This window comes from Actinosynnema mirum DSM 43827 (genome assembly GCF_000023245.1).
Classification (GTDB): domain Bacteria; phylum Actinomycetota; class Actinomycetes; order Mycobacteriales; family Pseudonocardiaceae; genus Actinosynnema; species Actinosynnema mirum.
On sequence record NC_013093.1, the window covers coordinates 7,107,508 to 7,123,024 of the forward strand.

General features: G+C 75.0%; 16 protein-coding genes. 8 read left to right on the forward strand and 8 right to left on the reverse strand.

Annotation, left to right across the window (positions count from 1 at the left end):
- Positions 1-14: 14 nt before the first annotated feature.
- Positions 15-737 (reverse strand): OmpA family protein, encoded by a 723-nt coding sequence (locus AMIR_RS30010; RefSeq protein ID WP_015804747.1) that lies wholly within the window; start codon positions 735-737, stop codon positions 15-17.
- Positions 738-1,124: 387 nt separating this feature from the next.
- On the opposite strand from AMIR_RS30010, the gene AMIR_RS30015 reads away from it, so the two are divergent.
- From AMIR_RS30015 to AMIR_RS30025, 3 genes are all read left to right on the forward strand, one after another.
- Positions 1,125-1,871 carry a class I SAM-dependent methyltransferase gene (locus AMIR_RS30015; RefSeq protein WP_015804748.1) on the forward strand — a complete coding sequence of 249 codons (747 nt, stop codon included), beginning with the start codon at positions 1,125-1,127 and terminating at the stop codon, positions 1,869-1,871.
- Positions 1,868-3,367, forward strand: coding sequence for a 1,4-alpha-glucan branching protein domain-containing protein (locus tag AMIR_RS30020; protein ID WP_015804749.1), 1,500 nt, complete (start codon positions 1,868-1,870; stop codon positions 3,365-3,367). Before AMIR_RS30015 ends, AMIR_RS30020 begins: the two co-directional genes overlap by 4 nt.
- 241 nt (positions 3,368-3,608) lie before the next feature.
- Positions 3,609-4,862 (forward strand): glycosyltransferase family 4 protein, encoded by a 1,254-nt coding sequence (locus AMIR_RS30025; RefSeq protein ID WP_015804750.1) that lies wholly within the window; start codon positions 3,609-3,611, stop codon positions 4,860-4,862.
- Positions 4,863-4,895: 33 nt separating this feature from the next.
- Here AMIR_RS30025 and AMIR_RS30030 read toward each other — a convergent pair whose 3' ends face one another.
- The 3 genes from AMIR_RS30030 to AMIR_RS30040 all read right to left on the reverse strand — a co-directional run bounded on the left by AMIR_RS30030 (position 4,896) and on the right by AMIR_RS30040 (position 6,630).
- Entirely contained in the window at positions 4,896-5,177 is a 282-nt protein-coding gene (locus tag AMIR_RS30030) for a hypothetical protein (RefSeq protein ID WP_015804751.1), read from the reverse strand.
- A 244-nt stretch (positions 5,178-5,421) separates the two neighbouring features.
- Complete coding sequence (locus tag AMIR_RS30035; protein ID WP_015804752.1) at positions 5,422-5,850, reverse strand: protein-tyrosine phosphatase family protein; 429 nt, start codon at positions 5,848-5,850, stop codon at positions 5,422-5,424.
- Between the two features lie 33 nt (positions 5,851-5,883).
- Positions 5,884-6,630 carry an acyltransferase gene (locus AMIR_RS30040; RefSeq protein WP_015804753.1) on the reverse strand — a complete coding sequence of 249 codons (747 nt, stop codon included), beginning with the start codon at positions 6,628-6,630 and terminating at the stop codon, positions 5,884-5,886.
- 69 nt (positions 6,631-6,699) lie between these two features.
- Between AMIR_RS30040 and AMIR_RS30045 the strand changes: the two genes are divergently transcribed.
- The gene (locus AMIR_RS30045) at positions 6,700-7,632 is read left to right on the forward strand and encodes a nucleoside hydrolase (RefSeq protein ID WP_015804754.1); all 933 of its coding nucleotides are present in this window, start codon (positions 6,700-6,702) and stop codon (positions 7,630-7,632) included.
- Between the two features lie 43 nt (positions 7,633-7,675).
- Here the strand turns inward: AMIR_RS30045 and AMIR_RS30050 are convergent, their stop codons facing one another.
- From AMIR_RS30050 to AMIR_RS30065, 4 genes are all read right to left on the reverse strand, one after another.
- Positions 7,676-8,827 carry a THUMP-like domain-containing protein gene (locus AMIR_RS30050; protein ID WP_015804755.1) on the reverse strand — a complete coding sequence of 384 codons (1,152 nt, stop codon included), beginning with the start codon at positions 8,825-8,827 and terminating at the stop codon, positions 7,676-7,678.
- Positions 8,828-8,829: 2 nt separating this feature from the next.
- Positions 8,830-9,825, reverse strand: a complete 996-nt coding sequence (locus AMIR_RS30055) for a class I SAM-dependent methyltransferase (RefSeq protein ID WP_015804756.1) — start codon at positions 9,823-9,825, stop codon at positions 8,830-8,832.
- A complete protein-coding gene (locus AMIR_RS30060; RefSeq protein ID WP_015804757.1) occupies positions 9,815-10,594 on the reverse strand; it encodes an enoyl-CoA hydratase/isomerase family protein in 780 nt (259 codons plus the stop codon). The genes AMIR_RS30055 and AMIR_RS30060 overlap by 11 nt, the downstream gene beginning before the upstream one ends.
- A gap of 120 nt (positions 10,595-10,714) precedes the next feature.
- Positions 10,715-11,509 (reverse strand): ABC transporter ATP-binding protein, encoded by a 795-nt coding sequence (locus AMIR_RS30065; RefSeq protein ID WP_084799280.1) that lies wholly within the window; start codon positions 11,507-11,509, stop codon positions 10,715-10,717.
- A 221-nt stretch (positions 11,510-11,730) separates the two neighbouring features.
- On the opposite strand from AMIR_RS30065, the gene glgX reads away from it, so the two are divergent.
- From glgX to AMIR_RS30080, 4 genes are all read left to right on the forward strand, one after another.
- The gene (gene glgX, locus AMIR_RS30070) at positions 11,731-13,836 is read left to right on the forward strand and encodes a glycogen debranching protein GlgX (protein WP_015804759.1); all 2,106 of its coding nucleotides are present in this window, start codon (positions 11,731-11,733) and stop codon (positions 13,834-13,836) included.
- A 148-nt stretch (positions 13,837-13,984) separates the two neighbouring features.
- Positions 13,985-14,119, forward strand: coding sequence for a hypothetical protein (locus AMIR_RS42955; RefSeq protein ID WP_276145700.1), 135 nt, complete (start codon positions 13,985-13,987; stop codon positions 14,117-14,119).
- Between the two features lie 103 nt (positions 14,120-14,222).
- Positions 14,223-14,846 (forward strand): cysteine dioxygenase, encoded by a 624-nt coding sequence (locus AMIR_RS30075; protein WP_015804760.1) that lies wholly within the window; start codon positions 14,223-14,225, stop codon positions 14,844-14,846.
- 260 nt (positions 14,847-15,106) lie between these two features.
- Entirely contained in the window at positions 15,107-15,457 is a 351-nt protein-coding gene (locus tag AMIR_RS30080; RefSeq protein WP_143761204.1) for a rhodanese-like domain-containing protein, read from the forward strand.
- The last annotated feature ends 60 nt before the right edge of the window (positions 15,458-15,517 follow it).

Genomic DNA, 15,517 nt, shown 5'->3' on the forward strand with positions numbered 1-15,517 from the left:
GACTCCCTACCCGACTACCCGACGAGCACGTCGACTTGCGGTCCACCGCCGGGGACCTCGCGCGCCCGGTCCGCGACGACGCGCGTCCTGATCGACTCCACCGGCACGCCCCGCTCGACCAGCGCGGCCCGCACGACCTCCGCGCGGCGCAGCGCCAGCACCGACGACTGCCCCTCCGGGGCCTCCCCCGGCCAGGTGTGGGCGACCAGCGTCACCGCGAGCCCACCCGCCCCGCCGAGCACGTCGCCGAGCAGCCCGAGCACCGCGCCACCACGTCCCGCGTGCTCGACGCCGCCCGGTTCGAACTCGACGCCGGTGACCGAGTGCTCCGCGAGCACCCGCTCGACCTCGCGCCGGGCCTGCGCCACGGGGCCCGCGCGGTCGACCGGGACCGCACCGGGCGTCCCGGCACCGGTGGTCCCGGCGCCCGTCGTTCCAGCGCCGGTCGACCCGGACCCGTCAGGCCCGACGCCAGTGGTCCCGACCCCGCCAGGCCCCACCCCGGTGCTCCCACCGGCCCCGAACGGCGCGCCCTGCGGCGACGGGCCGGAGCGCGGCGGCTGCGGCCCCGCGAGGGGGTGGACCGAGGTCCGCGGGGTGGGCTCGCGCGGCGGGGCGAACGGCAGCGACCCGGTGATCTCCTCGTCGGCGAAGGCGAACCCGAGGCCGGTGAGCGAGGCGGGGACGACGACCAGACCCACGAGCAGCGGCGTCAGCGGCAGCCCGCGAGCGCGCATCAGGCCCTCGCCCGGAGGCTCGGGCGGTGGTGGCGCGGGTCGGCCCGCAGCTGTCGAAGAACCATCGCCCGCCCCGCTCGACTCCAAGAAGATTCGCCGAGGATAGCCACGCGCCGACGGCCCAACCAGCACGTGAAAAGGGCTCGCGACGGGCGGGTTCCGACGCGGCCGACCCGCGTTTGCAGCGCAAACGCAGAGCAACAAGATCAAGTGTTCAGCCCCGCAGGTCACCCGATGGTGTCAAACGTGTAGCCGCCGAAAAAAGCGCCTCGACCAAGCGACTGTGAATACGTCCGACTTCCTTCGCTCGGATTAGTGACACCCGTTCGGCAGAGCGCTGCTCTACCGGTGAGTAACGCCCCTCACGCGTCCAACTACCCTGGACGGGTGACCGTCGAGCCCCTTCCCCTCACCGGCGAGCGGACCGCGCCCGGCATCGAGGCAGAGAACTACTGGTTCCGACGGCATGAGGCGGCGTACCTAGCCCTGCTGCGGCACTGCGCGGGAGCGGTCGTGCTGGAGGCCGGGTGCGGCGAGGGCTACGGCGCCGCGCTCATCGCCGACCGCGCGGACCGGGTGGTGGCGCTCGACTACGACGCGCAGACCGCCGCCCACGCCGCCCGCGCCTACCCCGGTCTGACCGTGGTGCGCGGCAACCTCGCCGACCTGCCGCTGCGCGCGGCGAGCGTGGACGTGGTGGCGAACCTCCAGGTGATCGAACACCTGTGGGACCAGGAGGGCTTCCTGGCCGAGTGCGCGCGGGTGCTGCGCCCCGGCGGGAGGCTGCTGGTCACCACCCCCAACCGGATCACCTTCTCCCCCGGCCGCGACACCCCCCTGAACCCGTTCCACACCAGGGAGCTGGCCCCCGCCGAGCTGGCCGACCTGCTCACCGGCGCCGGGTTCGAGGTCGAGGAGCTGACCGGCCTGCGGCACGGCCCCCGGTTGCGCGCGCTGGACAAGCGGTTCGGCGGCTCGATCATCGACGCCCAGGTCGCGGTCGTGGTCGACGACAACCCGTGGCCCGCCGACCTGCTGGCCGCCGTCGCGGGCGTGACCGCCGACGACTTCGAGATCACCCCCGAGGAGATGGACGCCAGCCTGGACCTGGTGGCCGTGGCGGTCCGCCCGTGACCGGCGCCGAGGGCACGTTCTGCCTGGTGCTGCACAGCCACCTGCCGTGGCTCGCGCACCACGGGGCGTGGCCGGTCGGCGAGGAGTGGCTCTACCAGGCGTGGGCGCACTCGTACCTGCCGGTGGTGGACCTGCTGGAGCGGTTCGCCGCCGAGGGCAGGCGGGACGTGCTCACCCTCGGCGTCACGCCGGTGCTGGCCGCGCAGCTGGACGACCCGTACTCGCTGCGCGGCGTCCACGACTGGCTGGGCAACTGGCAGCTGCGCGCCCACGGGGCCGCGCCGAGGCTGCCGGAGCTGGCAGCCCGCGAGCACCGCGAGTCCGCGGTGGCGCTGGAGCGGTTCGAGGGCCGGTGGCGGCACGGGTTCTCCCCGCTGCTGCGCCCCCTGGTCGACTCGGGCGTGGTGGAGCTGCTCGGCGGACCGGCCGCGCACCCGTTCCAGCCGCTGCTCGACGAGCGGCTGAGGGCGTTCGCGCTGGAGACCGGGCTGCGGGACACCGCGCTGCGGCTCGGCTCGCGACCAGCGGGGATCTGGGCCCCGGAGTGCGGGTACGCGCCGGGCATGGAGCGCGGGTACGCGGCGGCGGGCGTGCGGCGGTTCCTGGTGGACGGGCCGTCGCTCGGGAACCAGACGTGGGCGGCCAGGCGGGTCGGCGACTCGGACGTGGTGTGCTTCGGGCGGGACCTGGAGGTGTCGTACCGGGTGTGGTCGCCGAGGGTCGGCTACCCCGGCCACCCCGACTACCGGGACTTCCACACCTACGACCACGCCAGCGGGCTCAAGCCGTCGCGGGTGACCGGGGTCGAGGTGGCCCCGCAGGACAAGCGGCCGTACGACCCGGAGGCCGCGCGGGCCGCGGTGCGGGGGCACACCGAGGACTTCGTGGGCGCGGTCGTGGCGCGGCTGCGGGAGCTGAGGGCGGCGCACGGGCGCGAGGCGCTGGTGGTCGCCGCGTACGACACCGAGCTGTACGGGCACTGGTGGCACGAGGGGCCGCTGTGGCTGGAGTCGGTGCTGCGCGCGCTGCCCGAGGCGGGGGTGCGGGTGACGACGCTGCGCGGCGCGGTCGAGGCCGGGCACGTGGTGGGGTCGGTGGAGGTCCCGGCGTCGTCGTGGGGCGCGGGCAAGGACTGGAACACCTGGGGCGGGCCGCAGGTGGCGGACTTCGTGCACGCGAACGCCGAGCTGCAGCGGGAGCTGCTGGGGCTGGAGCTGGGCGGGGCGGTGCGGGACCCGGTCGCGGACCAGGCGGTGCGGGAGGCGCTGCTGTCGCTGTCGAGCGACTGGGCGTTCATGGTGACCAAGGACAGCGCGGCGGACTACGCGCGGTACCGGGCGAAGGCGCACGCGGAGCGGTTCCGGGAGCTGGCGGTCGAGATTCGGGCGGCGCGCGGGGGTTCGGACCTCGGGCGGGTCGACCGGGCGCGGGGGCGGGCGGCGGAGCTGCGGGCGCTGTCCGGGCCGTTCGGGCACCTGGACGCGAGGGCGCTGTGACCGCGCGGCGCCCGAGCGGTGCGGGGGCGCGGGGCTCGGCGGTTCAGGGCTCGGCGGTTCGGGGCTCGGCGGTTCAGGGCTCGGCGGTCGCGGGTGGGCGCGTTCCGCCGGTGGGTTCGTGGTGGGATTCCTTGGGGCGGCGGGCTTTCCGGTCCGCGCGCGGGGGTTCGTGGTGCGGCAGGGGCGTTGTGGGCCGCGAGGGTGTTGTGATGCGGGTCGCCGCAGGATGCGAGGGTGCCGGATGCGCGTGCTGATGCTGTCGTGGGAGTACCCGCCGGTGGTCGTCGGGGGGCTGGGCAGGCACGTGCACGCGCTGGCCGACCGGCTGGTCAGGGCCGGGCACGAGGTCGTGGTGCTGTGCAGGCAGCCCGAGGGCACCGACGCGGTCACCCACCCGACCGAGGACGTGGTGCTCGGCGGGGTGCGGGTGGTGCGGGTCGCGGAGGACCCGGCGCACCTGGTGTTCGAGCGGGACCTGGTGGCGTGGGTGCTCGCGATGGGCCACGCGATGACCCGCGCGGGGCTGGCGCTGCTGCTCGAGGGCTGGCGGCCGGACGTGGTGCACGCGCACGACTGGCTGGTGACGCACCCGGCGGTCGCGCTGGCCGAGGCGTCGCAGGCGCCGCTGGTGGCGACCGTGCACGCGACCGAGGCCGGGCGGCACAGCGGGTGGCTGTCGCAGACGCTGAACCAGCAGGTGCACTCGGTGGAGTGGTGGCTGGCGAACCGCGCGGACGAGCTGATCACCTGCTCGGCGGCGATGCGGGCCGAGGTGGCGCACCTGTTCGAGGTCGAGCCGGGCGGGATCACCGTGCTGCACAACGGGATCGAGCCGAAGCGGTGGCGGGTGCGCGCGGCGGACGTCGAGGCGGCGCGCGGCAGGCACTCGCCGGACGGGGCGCCGGTGCTGCTGTTCTTCGGCAGGCTGGAGTGGGAGAAGGGCGTGCAGGACCTGATCGCCGCCCTGCCTCGGGTGCGGCGCAGGCACCCCGGCACGCGGCTGGTCGTGGCGGGCACGGGCACGCACCGCGAGTGGCTGGTCGAGCAGGCGCGCAAGCAGAAGGTGAAGCGGGCGGTGGAGTTCGCCGGGCACCTGTCCGACCGGGAGCTGGCGGCGGCGATCGCGTCGGCGGCGGCGGTCGTGCTGCCCAGCCGCTACGAGCCGTTCGGGATCGTGGCGCTGGAGGCGGCGGCTGCGGGAGCGCCGCTGGTGGCGTCGACGGCGGGCGGGCTGGGCGAGGTCGTGCTGGACGGGGAGACCGGGCTGTCGTTCCCGCCGGGGGACGTGGACGCGCTGGCGCGGGCGGTGTGCGCGGTGCTGGACGACCGGGCCGCCGCGGGGCGGCGGGCGAAGGCGGCGAAGGCGCGGCTGGCGACGGACTTCGACTGGGGGACCATCGCGGAGGGGACGGTCGAGGTGTACCGGGCGGCGGTGGTGCGCGAGCGCGGCGCGCTCGGCAGGCCGAAGATCGGGACGGGGAACGTGTTCCTGTAGGGGACTTCGGGTTTCCGGCGGCGCCGGGGTGGTTCAGCCCCGGCGCCCGAGCCGCCAGGCCGCGACGGCGAACAGCGCCGCGACGCCGACGCCGAGCGCGCAGACCACCGCGTCGTCCCCGGAACCGAGCAGGTGCAGCGCGGCCCCGAGGTGCCCGACCGCCCCGAGCACGAGCCCGCACACGGAGACCCGCCAGAGCACCCGCGAGGCCAGCACCAGCCGAGCCCGCTCCCGCGACACCCGCCGCCGCACGGCCGCGAGGTCGGCGGCCAGGTCGTCGACGGTCCTGCCGTCGAGCGCGCGCTCGAACGTCACGGCGGTCCCTCCGGGTCTCGCGGCGCCGCTCCTCCGGGGTGGGCGCGGCGACGGGCGCTTTTTGCCAGCAGGATCATATTGTCGTGGTCAACCGGACGCGGGGCTCCCGCTCCGAGCACGGCAATTCCACGCCGCACCGCCAAAAAGCGCGGTCGTGCTGGCACGACGCAGCAGTTCTACCGCCCCCTGGAAAACCGCGAAACGCAATCGTGCGGCGTGGAAGCGCTTCCGCCCCGAATGCGGTTCACCGGTCGGGACTCACCGGGAACCGCAGCACCCACCGCTTCTGCCACGGCGTCTCCACCGCGTGCTTGCGGTAGTGCGCCCGAGTCCACGCCACCGCCTCCCCGCGCGGCACGCCGGACAGCACGGCCAGGCACGCGAGCACCGTCCCCGTGCGACCGTTCCCGCCACCGCACGCGACCTCCACCGCCTCGCCCGCCAGCGCCCGCCGGTGCAGGTCGTGGATCAGCCGCGCCGCCGCGCCGCCGTCGCGCGGCAGCAGGAAGTCCGGCCAGTCGACCCACTCGTGCGGCCACGTCAGCGCCGCGTCGTGCGCCGCCCGCAGCCGCGCGCCGCCCAGGTACAGCCCGTACCCCGGTTCGACCTCGGGCGGCCCGCCGCGCAGGCCGCGACCGGTGACCACCGCGCCATCGGGCAACTCGACCACCACGATCACCCCCTCCCCGTCCGGTGACGACCGGGTCTACTCGTCCGCCCGCGACTTCTCCAGCGCCTCGCGCGCCTTGCGCGCCATGTCCGCCACCGCGGCCCGCGTCTCCGCGCCCGCCTCGTAGTCCGCGCGCCGGTCCCGCACCACCCGCGCCGGGATGCCCACGGCGATCTTGTAGTCCGGGACGTCCCCGCGCACCACCGCGTGCGCCCCGAGCACGCACCCGCGCCCGATCCGCGTCCCCCGCGTGACGGTGACCTTGGCGCCCAACCAGCAGTCCGGCCCGATCCGCACCGGGGACTTCACGATCCCCTGGTCCTTGATCGGCAGGGTGACGTCGCTCGTCACGTGGTCGAAGTCGCAGACGTAGACCCAGTCCGCGACCAGGGTGGCGGCCCCGATCTCCACGTCCAGGTAGCAGTTGACCGTGTTGTCCTTGCCGAACACCGCCTTGTCGCCGATCCGCAGCGACCCCTCGTGGCACCGGATGGCGTTGCCGTCGCCGATGTGCACCCAGCGCCCGATCTCCAGCCGCCCGAACCCCGGCCTGCAGTGGATCTCCACCTTCTTGCCGAGGAACACCATGCCGCGCAGCACCACGTGCGGGTTGGCGACGCGGAACCTCAGCAGCCGCCAGTACCGCACCAGGTACCACGGGGTGTAGGCGCGGTGCCGCAGCACCCAGCGCAGCGAGGCGAGGGTGAGGAAGCGGGCCTGCGCGGGGTCGCGGCGCGCGCCCCGCCACCGCGACCACGTGGACGAGCCCCACATGCTGGTCATCCGGGAACCCTAACCGCGCGCGGACCCCGCCCTCGCGCGCCACCGCCGCGCCCCGCCAGGATGGCCGCCGTGACGACTCCGCTCATCATCGACACGGACCCCGGCGTGGACGACGCCTTCGCGCTCGCGCTGGCCGCCGCGAGCCCCGAGGTGGACCTGGTCGGCGTGACCACGACCTTCGGCAACGTCGGCCTGGAGCGCACCACCCGCAACGCGCTCGGCCTGCTCGCCCTGCTCGGCCGCGCGGACGTCCCGGTGGCCGCGGGCGCGGACCGCCCGCTGGTGCACGCCCAGCCGTCGCTGTCGAGCGCGCACGGCTCGGACGGCCTGTCCGGCTTCGCGGGCACGCTGCCCCCGGCGGGCGCGCCGGACCCCAGGGACGCGGTCGCGCTGCTGGCCGATCTGCTCGGCGCGTCCGACCGCCCGGTGGTGATCGCCGCCGTGGGCCCGCTGACGAACGTCGCCCTGCTGCTGGCCGCGCACCCGTCGCTGAAGCCGAAGATCGAGCGGTTGGTGGTGATGGGCGGCGCGATCGGGGCGGGGAACATCTCGCCGAGGGCGGAGTTCAACGCCTGGTGCGACCCGGAGGCGGCGCGGCGGGTGCTGGTGGTGGAGGACGTGCCGACGACGCTGGTGCCGATGGACCTGACGATGCGCTGCTCGGTCGACGGCCCGTGGCTGGACGCGGTGGGCGCGGCCTCGGAGGTCGGCCGGGTGCTGGTGGGCCTGACGGCGGACTACCGGGAGGCGTACCGGGGGCTGCTGGGGTGGGACGGGATGGCGCTGCACGACGCGGTGGCCGTCGCCGAGGCGGTCCGGCCGGGCCTGCTGGGCACGCGGCGGCTGCCGGTGGAGGTGGACTGCGGGTACGGGCCGGGGCGCGGGTCGCTGCTGGTGGACGAGCGGCTGGAGGCGCGCGACGCGGGACGGGTGGACGTGGCGGTGGACGTCGACGTGGCCGGGCTGCGGGGGTGGCTGTCGGAGCGGCTGAGCGGATTGTGAGCCGGGGGTGGTCCGGAAGCCGACCGGCTCCGGACCGCCCGCCTCAGGTCCGCTCGGCCCGCGCCAGCACGTACACCGGGCTCCGCCCGACCCTGGTCAGCACCACCGCCATCGACTCGCTCCCGCTCAGCTTCAGCTTGCGCCGCAACGGGTTGGGGTCCACGTCCAACCCCCGCACCAGGATCTCCAGCACCCCCACGTCGTGCGCCTTCAGCACCGACCGCAGCGCCTTCTCGCTGTAGCGCCCGTGCTCCACCACCCGGAACGCCCGCACCCCCGGCGGCGGCACGGGACCCGTCAGGTAGGCGATGTGCTCGTCCAGCTGCGCCAACCCGTGGCGCGCCGCGTAGTGCCGCACCAGCCCGGCCCGCACGACCGCGCCGTCCGGGTCCACCAGCCACTCGCCCGGTTCCGCCACCGGGCAGTCGTCCGGGTCCGCGTCGGTCAGGGTCCACGGCTCGGCGCCGGTGCGCAGCACGGTCGCCCGCCGCCGCACGCCCGGCGTGGCCAGCCCGCGCGTCCACAGGCACGCCTCGCGCACCTGCCCGTCCAGCGACACCACCTCGACCTCGTCGGCCCACGGGGCGACCGCGAAGTCCACGCCCGGCGCGCACTTCACCGCCAGGTCGCGGCCCTCGCACGCCTGCGCGAGCCCGTCCAGCGGCGGCAGGAAGTCCGACGGGCGCCAGGTGCGCCGCCCCGCCGAGTCGCGCCGCGCCGGGTCGGCCAGCAGCGGCACGCCGCGCGAGGCCGGGCGCAGCGCGTCCGCCAGCGCCAAGCCGACGTCCGGGCCGAGGTTGTGCCTGGCCATCGCCAGCCGCACCGGGTCAAGGTCCGAGCCGATCGACCCCTCGGGCAGCCACGCCAGCTCCGCGCCGATCGAGCAGGTCAGGTCGTGCACCGGCCCGGTGAAGCGGGACGCCCGGTGCCGCGCCACCGGGGCCGCGGTGGCCTGCTGGAGCGCGTCGTCGGTGTACAGCCCGTCCACGAAGTCCACTTTGGACGGTGCTCTCCGCCGCAGCAGCAGCGTTTCCAGCACCGCCGCGAAGAACCCCCCGGCCTCCCGCCGGGCCGCCGCCACGTCCGCGAAGCGCGACGCGTCGGTCAGCGGCAGCCCGGACAGCGCCGACAGCGCGGCGCACCCGGCGTCGGAGCGCAGGTACGCCACGTCGTCGAGGCTGAAGCCGTACCCCACGACTAGACCTTGCGACCCGTCACGGACACGTTGTAGAACACCTCGCGCGGCAGGACCTTGGCCAGCACGTTCTCATCCACCCAGGACAGCCGCTGCCACGTCCGGTAGGCGAACATCGCCCACCCGAACCCGAGCTTCTCCCTGGGCACGGCCGCCTCGAAGGTGCGCACCGGCCACCCGAACAGCGCGGCCGACAGCTCCTCCGTCACCGCCTTGACCTGCTCGGCCCCGGCCTCCCGCGCGACCCCCTCCAGCTCGCCGGGGTCGAACGTGTGCAGGTCCACCACGGCCTCCAGCGCCGCCGCGCGCGAGGACTCGTCGAGCTCCTCCTGCGGGCGCCGCCAGTCGCTGAGCACCGGAACGGCCTTGGTCAGGTTCGTGGTGGCCCACCAGGTGAGCTGCCCGAGCTTGCGCGCGTAGAAGTTGCCGATGTTCGTGGGGTCGCCCGCGAACACGAACCGCCCGCCGGGCTTGAGCACCCGCAGCACCTCGCGCATCGCGGCGGGGATGTCCGGGATGTGGTGCAGCACCGCGTGCCCGACCACGAGGTCGAACGTGTTGTCGTCGTACGGGATGCGCTCGGCGTCGGCGACCCGCCCGTCCACGTCCAGCCCGAGGTTCCGCGCGTTGCGCAGCGCCACCTCGACCATGCCGGGCGACAGGTCCGTCACCGAGCCCTTCTCGATCACCCCGCCCTGCATGAGGTTCAGCAGGAAGAACCCGGTGCCGCAGCCCAGCTCCAGCGCGTGCCCGTACGGGCCCTCGCCGCCGGAGACGGCGCGGAACCGGTCGACGGCGTAGGTGATGCAGCGCTCGTCGTAGGAGATGGACCACTTCTCGTCGTAGGTCCCCGCCTCCCAGTCGTGGTACAGCACGTTGGCGAGCTTGGGGTCGCCGTAGGCGGCCTTCACCTCGTCCTCGGTGGCGTGCGGGTGCGGCTTCGGGTCGGTCTGGGGGGCCTCGACGCCGGGGGTGCCGGTCGTGGGGTCACTTGCCACTGAACTTCGCCTTTCCGGGCCCGTTCTCGATGAACGACCTCATGCCGGTCTTCTGGTCCTCGGTGGCGAACATCGCCGCGAACAGCTGGGTCTCCAGCCGGAGCCCGCTGCCGAGGTCGGTGTCCAGCCCGCCGTCGATCGCGGCCTTGGCGGCGGCGTAGGCCCGCGCGGGCCCGGCCGTGAACTGCCCGGCCCACCGCAGCGCGGCGGCGTGCACGTCGTCCGGGGCCACCACCTCGTCGACCATGCCGATGCGCAGCGCCTCCTCGGCGCCGACGAACCGGCCGGTGTAGATCAGGTCCTTGGCGCGGGACGGCCCGATCAGCCGGGGCAGCCGCTGCGTGCCGCCCATGCCGGGGATGACGCCGAGCAGGATCTCGGGCTGCCCGACCTTGGCGTTGTCGCCCGCGATCCGCCGGTCCGCGCACAGCGCCAGCTCGAACCCGCCGCCGAGCGCGTAGCCGGTGATGGCCGCGACGGTCGGCTTCGGGATCTCCTCGACGGCCCGCAGCGCCGAGCTGAACCCGGCGGCGCGCTCGGCCATCTCGGCGTAGGACAGGTCGGCCATCTCCTTGATGTCCGCGCCCGCCGCGAACACCTTCGGACCGCCGTAGACGACCACCGCGCGCACGTCGGCCCGCGCGGACGCCTCGGTGGCGGCGGCCCTGATCTCCTCCTGGACCTGCCGGTTGAGGGCGTTCATCGGCGGCCGGTCGAGCCGGATGGTTCCGATCCCGTCGGAGACTTCGAGCCGTGCGAACTCAGCCACAGGTCCTCCTCGACCTCGCTCGGGCGCCGCGCCGCCGGGTGGGACCGGGGCGCGCGGGCGCGCGGGGGCCGCCCGAGGCACGCGCGTGCCTGCCGGGCCCGAACCGCGAGCACGACGCTACTACTCGGTAGCCCCCGCTTCGGCGGCACCGGCCTTGCGCCGGGCGAAGTAGCGGTCGCCCGCGCGCTGGAGCTCCAGCGGCTGGTCGAAGGTCTTCGCCAGGTTGTCCTCGGTGAGCACGTCGTCCAGCAGGCCCTGCGCGACGATCGCGCCCTCGCGCAGCAGCAGCGCGTGCGTGAAGCCCGGCGGGATCTCCTCGACGTGGTGCGTGACCAGCACGCTCGCCGGCGCGTCCGGGTCGAGCGCCAGCTCGGACAGCCGGGCGACCAGGTCCTCGCGGGCGCCGAGGTCGAGCCCGGACGCGGGCTCGTCCAGCAGCAGCAGCTCCGGGTCGGTCATGAGCGCCCTGGCGATGAGCACGCGCTTGCGCTCGCCGTCGGACAGGGTGCCGAACTCGCGCTCGGCCAGGTGCTCGACGCCCAGGGTGCCCAGCAGCTCGCGGGCCCGCCCGGTGTCCAGCCGGTCGTAGTGCTCGCGCCAGCGGCCCATGATCGCGTACCCGGCGCTGACCACCACGTCGACGGCCTTCTCGTCGCGCGGGACGCGCCCCATGAGCGCGTTCGTGCACAGGCCGATGCGGGTGCGCAGCTCGAACACGTCGGTGCGCCCGATCCGCTCGCCCAGCACCGTCAGCTCGCCCTCGCTGGGGTGCACCTCGGCGCTGGCCAGCCGGAGCAGGGTGGTCTTGCCCGCCCCGTTCGGGCCGAGCACCACCCAGCGCTCGTCCAGCTCGACGCCCCACTCGACGCCGCCGACCAGAGTGGCCTGCCCGCGCCGGACCGACACGCCCCGCATGTCGATGACCAGATCCTCGTTCTCCACGCCGCCCCGCCTCGCCAGACACCAACGCCACCCCCATTCTCGGGGAAAGCGGGCCGCGCGCCGAACAGCGGGGTGAGCCCATCCGGGTGGCGGTGACCGGGATCACCGGCGAAGTGGCTGATCGTGCCCGCGCGAGCGCGGTCCGCCGCAGTCCCGGCCCAGCCGAAACGATCAAATCCTGCGACCATCGACGCATGGCTGCCGAACCCATCGTGCTCGCGGGCCGCCCGTTCCCCCTGGGGGCCCACCCGGAGGCGGGCGGGGTCCGCTTCGCCGTGTCCGCGCCCCCGGCGCACGCCGTCGAGGTGTGCCTGGTCGACGAGGACGGGTCGGAGCGCAGGGTGGAGCTGACCGAGCGGACGTTCGGCGTCTGGCACGGCCTGATCCCCGGCGTCACCCCCGGTCAGCGCTACGGGTACCGGGTGCACGGCCCGTACGACCCGTCGCGGGGCCTGCGCTGCAACCCGGCGAAGCTGCTCGTGGACCCGTACGCGCGGCGGATCACCGGCAAGGTGACCGACCTGGACGCGGTGCTCGGCTACACGGGCGACCCGATGCTCGGGCCGCCGTCCGCGGTGGACTCGCTGGGGTCCGCGCCGCTGTCCGTGGTGGCCTCGCCCGGCGGGCCGGACACGGGCGTGAAGCCTGAGGTGCCGTTCGAGGAGGCGGTGCTGTACGAGCTGCACGTGCGCGGGTTCACGAAGCTGCACCCGGACGTCCCGCCGAAGCTGCGCGGCACCTACCTGGGGCTCGCCCACCCGGCGGCCGTGGAGCACCTGGTGCGGTTGGGCGTGACGTCGGTGGAGCTGCTGCCGGTGCACGCGTTCATCGATGAGCAGGGCCTCACCCGCGCGGGCAGGCGCAACTACTGGGGGTACACGCCGCTGTCGTACTTCGCGCCGCACCCGGACTACGCGTCGGTACCCGGCGAGGAGGTCGAGGAGTTCCGCACGATGGTCGCGGCGCTGCACGCGGTCGGCATCGAAGTGATCATGGACGTGGTGTTCAACCACACCTGCGAGGGCGGCCCGGACGGCCCGACGCTGTCCTACCGGGGGTACGACGCGCCCGGCTACTACCTGCACACCGACGGCGGCAGCACGCTCGACATCACCGGCTGCGGCAACACCCTGGAGGCCGGGTCGCCGCAGGTGGTGCGGATGGTCACCGACTCGCTGCGGTACTGGACCACCGAGATGGGCGTGGACGGGTTCCGGTTCGACCTGGCGTCCACGCTCGGCAGGCCCGGCGGCGGCTGGTTCGACCGGTCGTCGGCGATGCTGACCGCGATCACCTCGGACCCGGTGCTGTCCACCTGCAAGCTGATCGCCGAGCCGTGGGACGCCACCGGCGACGGCTACCGGGTCGGCGACTTCGGGGTGCAGTGGGCGGAGTGGAACGGGCGGTACCGGGACACCGTGCGGGACTTCTGGCGCGGGTCGACCGGGGTGCGCGACCTGGCCTACCGGCTGTCCGGGTCCTCCGACCTGTACGCCGACGACCTGCGGCGGCCCTGGCAGTCGATCAACTTCGTGACCGCGCACGACGGGTTCACCCTGCGCGACCTGGTCTCGTACAACCACAAGCACAACGAGGCCAACGGCGAGGACAACCGCGACGGCACCGACGACAACCGGTCGTGGAACTGCGGCGTCGAGGGCGAGACCGACAACCCTGCGGTGCTGGCGCTGCGGGCGCGGCAGGCCAGGAACCTGCTGGCGGTGCTGCTGCTGTCCACCGGGACGCCGATGCTGACGGCGGGCGACGAGCTGTGGCGCACGCAGGGCGGGAACAACAACGCCTACTGCCTGGACGACGAGACGTCCTGGGTGGACTGGGCGCCCACGCCCGAGGTCGACGCGATGACGGCGTTCACCCGGCGGGTGATCTCGCTGCGGGCGGACAGCCCGGCGCTGCGGCAGCCGGAGTTCTTCGAGGGGCGGCGGCACGGCGAGCCGGACCTGGTGTGGTTCCGGGCCGACGGCGAGGAGATGGCGGAGACCGACTGGTTCGACGAGGGCAGGCGGTTCCTGGGGATGTGGATCGACGGGTCGACGAGCCTGTCACGCACCAGGGACGGCGAGCTGGTGTCGGACGACTCGTGGCTGCTGCTGGTGAACGCGGCGGCGGACGCGGTGGACGTGCGGCTGCCGTCGGCGGAGTACGGGACGCGGTACGAGCCGGCGCTGGACTCCAGCACGCCGGACGGGGCGCCCGCGGCGGCCGGTGAGGCGCTGAAGGCGGGGGCGTCGATGTCCCTGATGGGGCGGTCGCTGGTGCTGCTGCGGGTGCCGGAGTAGAGGGCCGGTCCGGGGGCGCCGGGGTGGCGCGGGGCCGGTCCGGTACCGCCGGGCGCCGTCTCGTGGGGCGGGGCGGCGGGCCCAGCGGGTGCGGCCGGACGCCGGGCCACGGACGGCGGTACCTCGGCGGCGGAGGTTTTCCTGACTGGTGGGAGCAGCCGCGTGGAACGCCGCGACGTGCGACGATGCGTCCGTGGCCCTGTTCTGGAGCGACCGCACGGTCGACCTGCTGCTGGTCGCCTCCTGCGGCTGTAGCGGGACGCGACGCGCTCCCGGCCGCTGAGCGATCGGCTCGCCGCCACCCGCCCGCGCGCTGCGCCGCCGCGGGTCCCAGCGTCGCGTCTCCCCCACGTCAGCACTCCCGAACGTGGCACCCAGGAGCCGTCATGCCCACGACCCAGATCCGTCCTGCCCGCCCCGCCCGTCCTGCCAGTCCTGTCGGCGAGGCCGCCGCCGACCTGCACCCCCGGTTCGACGCGGACCCCCTGCGGGCCCTGCTGCACCCCGGCCGCGACCTGTGGACCCCGTCGCAGCTGCGCGAGCTGACCACCTCGGTGGCGTCGGGCTTCCGCGCCGAGCTGACCGACCTGGTCCGGTACACCCGCCCGCAGCGCTGGTGGGCGCGCCTGGGCCTGACCGAGGGCGTCGAGCTGTGGCTGCTGTCCTGGGCGCCCGGCCAGGGCACGGAGCCGCACGACCACGGCGGCGCGGCGGGCTCGTTCACCGTGCTGGAGGGCGAGCTGCACGAGGACTTCCGGCACCCCGGCGGCCAGGTCGGCACCGCGACCAGGCGGGCGGGCGCCGCGCTGGGCTTCGGCGCGGGCCGGGCGCACCAGGTGCGCAACACCTCGGAGGCGAACGCGTCGAGCGTGCACGCCTACTCGCCCCCGCTGGTCCCGACCCGCGACTACCGCAGCCTGTGGGACATCCCGACCACCATCCCGCCCCTGCCCGCGCACCGGCTCCCCCTGGACCGGCTGCGCGAGCTGGCCGACCTGGAGGGCCCGTGAGCGAGAGCGAGCTGCACACCGCACGTCCGGAGGACGCAGGGGTAGGGAGCGCAGAAGCGAGGAGCGCAGAGGCGAGGAGGGCAGAGGCGGGTGTGGCGGACCCGGCGGGCGCGGGTTCGGCGGGCGCGGGCGCGCTGGACGCGCGGTTGGCGCGGGCGCGGGAGGGTCTCGACCGGTTGTCCCCGCAGCGCCTGCACGAGCTGCTGGGCGGCGGGCGCGGTGGCGAACCCGGTGACGGGCCCGGTGGCACGCCCGACGACGTGTCCGGTGACGCGCCCGACGGCGGCCCCGGGCGCGCCGCCGACGTGCTGGTGGTCGACATCCGCCCCGAGCACAACCGGGCGGCCGAGGGCGAGATCCCCGGTTCGGTGCCGGTGGAGCGGATCGTGCTGGAGTGGCGGCTCGACCCGTTCGGCGGGTTCCGGCTGCCGGGCTTCACCGCCGCGACCCGCGTGGTGGTCGTCTGCAACGAGGGCTACGCCTCCTCGCTGGCCGCCCGCGACCTGCGGGAGCTGGGCCTGCCCCTGGCCACCGACCTGGCGGGCGGCTTCCGGGGCTACGCGGCGGCGGGCCTGCCCGTGCGCCCCGGCCCCACCGACGCGGTCCGCTGACCCCGCGCCCACCACCCGCCACCCGCCACCCGCACCTCCATCCGCACACCGCGCGCACCA

Excerpts from the sequence above, each read along its gene's own strand:
- AMIR_RS30010 (WP_015804747.1), bottom strand. The coding sequence starts at position 737 with ATGCGCGCTCGCGGGCTGCCGCTGACGCCGCTGCTCGTGGGTCTGGTC.
- AMIR_RS30040 (WP_015804753.1), bottom strand. The coding sequence starts at position 6,630 with ATGACCAGCATGTGGGGCTCGTCCACGTGGTCGCGGTGGCGGGGCGCG.
- AMIR_RS30075 (WP_015804760.1), top strand. The coding sequence starts at position 14,223 with ATGCCCACGACCCAGATCCGTCCTGCCCGCCCCGCCCGTCCTGCCAGT.
- glgX (WP_015804759.1), top strand. The coding sequence starts at position 11,731 with ATGGCTGCCGAACCCATCGTGCTCGCGGGCCGCCCGTTCCCCCTGGGG.
- AMIR_RS30025 (WP_015804750.1), top strand. The coding sequence starts at position 3,609 with ATGCGCGTGCTGATGCTGTCGTGGGAGTACCCGCCGGTGGTCGTCGGG.
- AMIR_RS30065 (WP_084799280.1), bottom strand. The coding sequence starts at position 11,509 with ATGCGGGGCGTGTCGGTCCGGCGCGGGCAGGCCACTCTGGTCGGCGGC.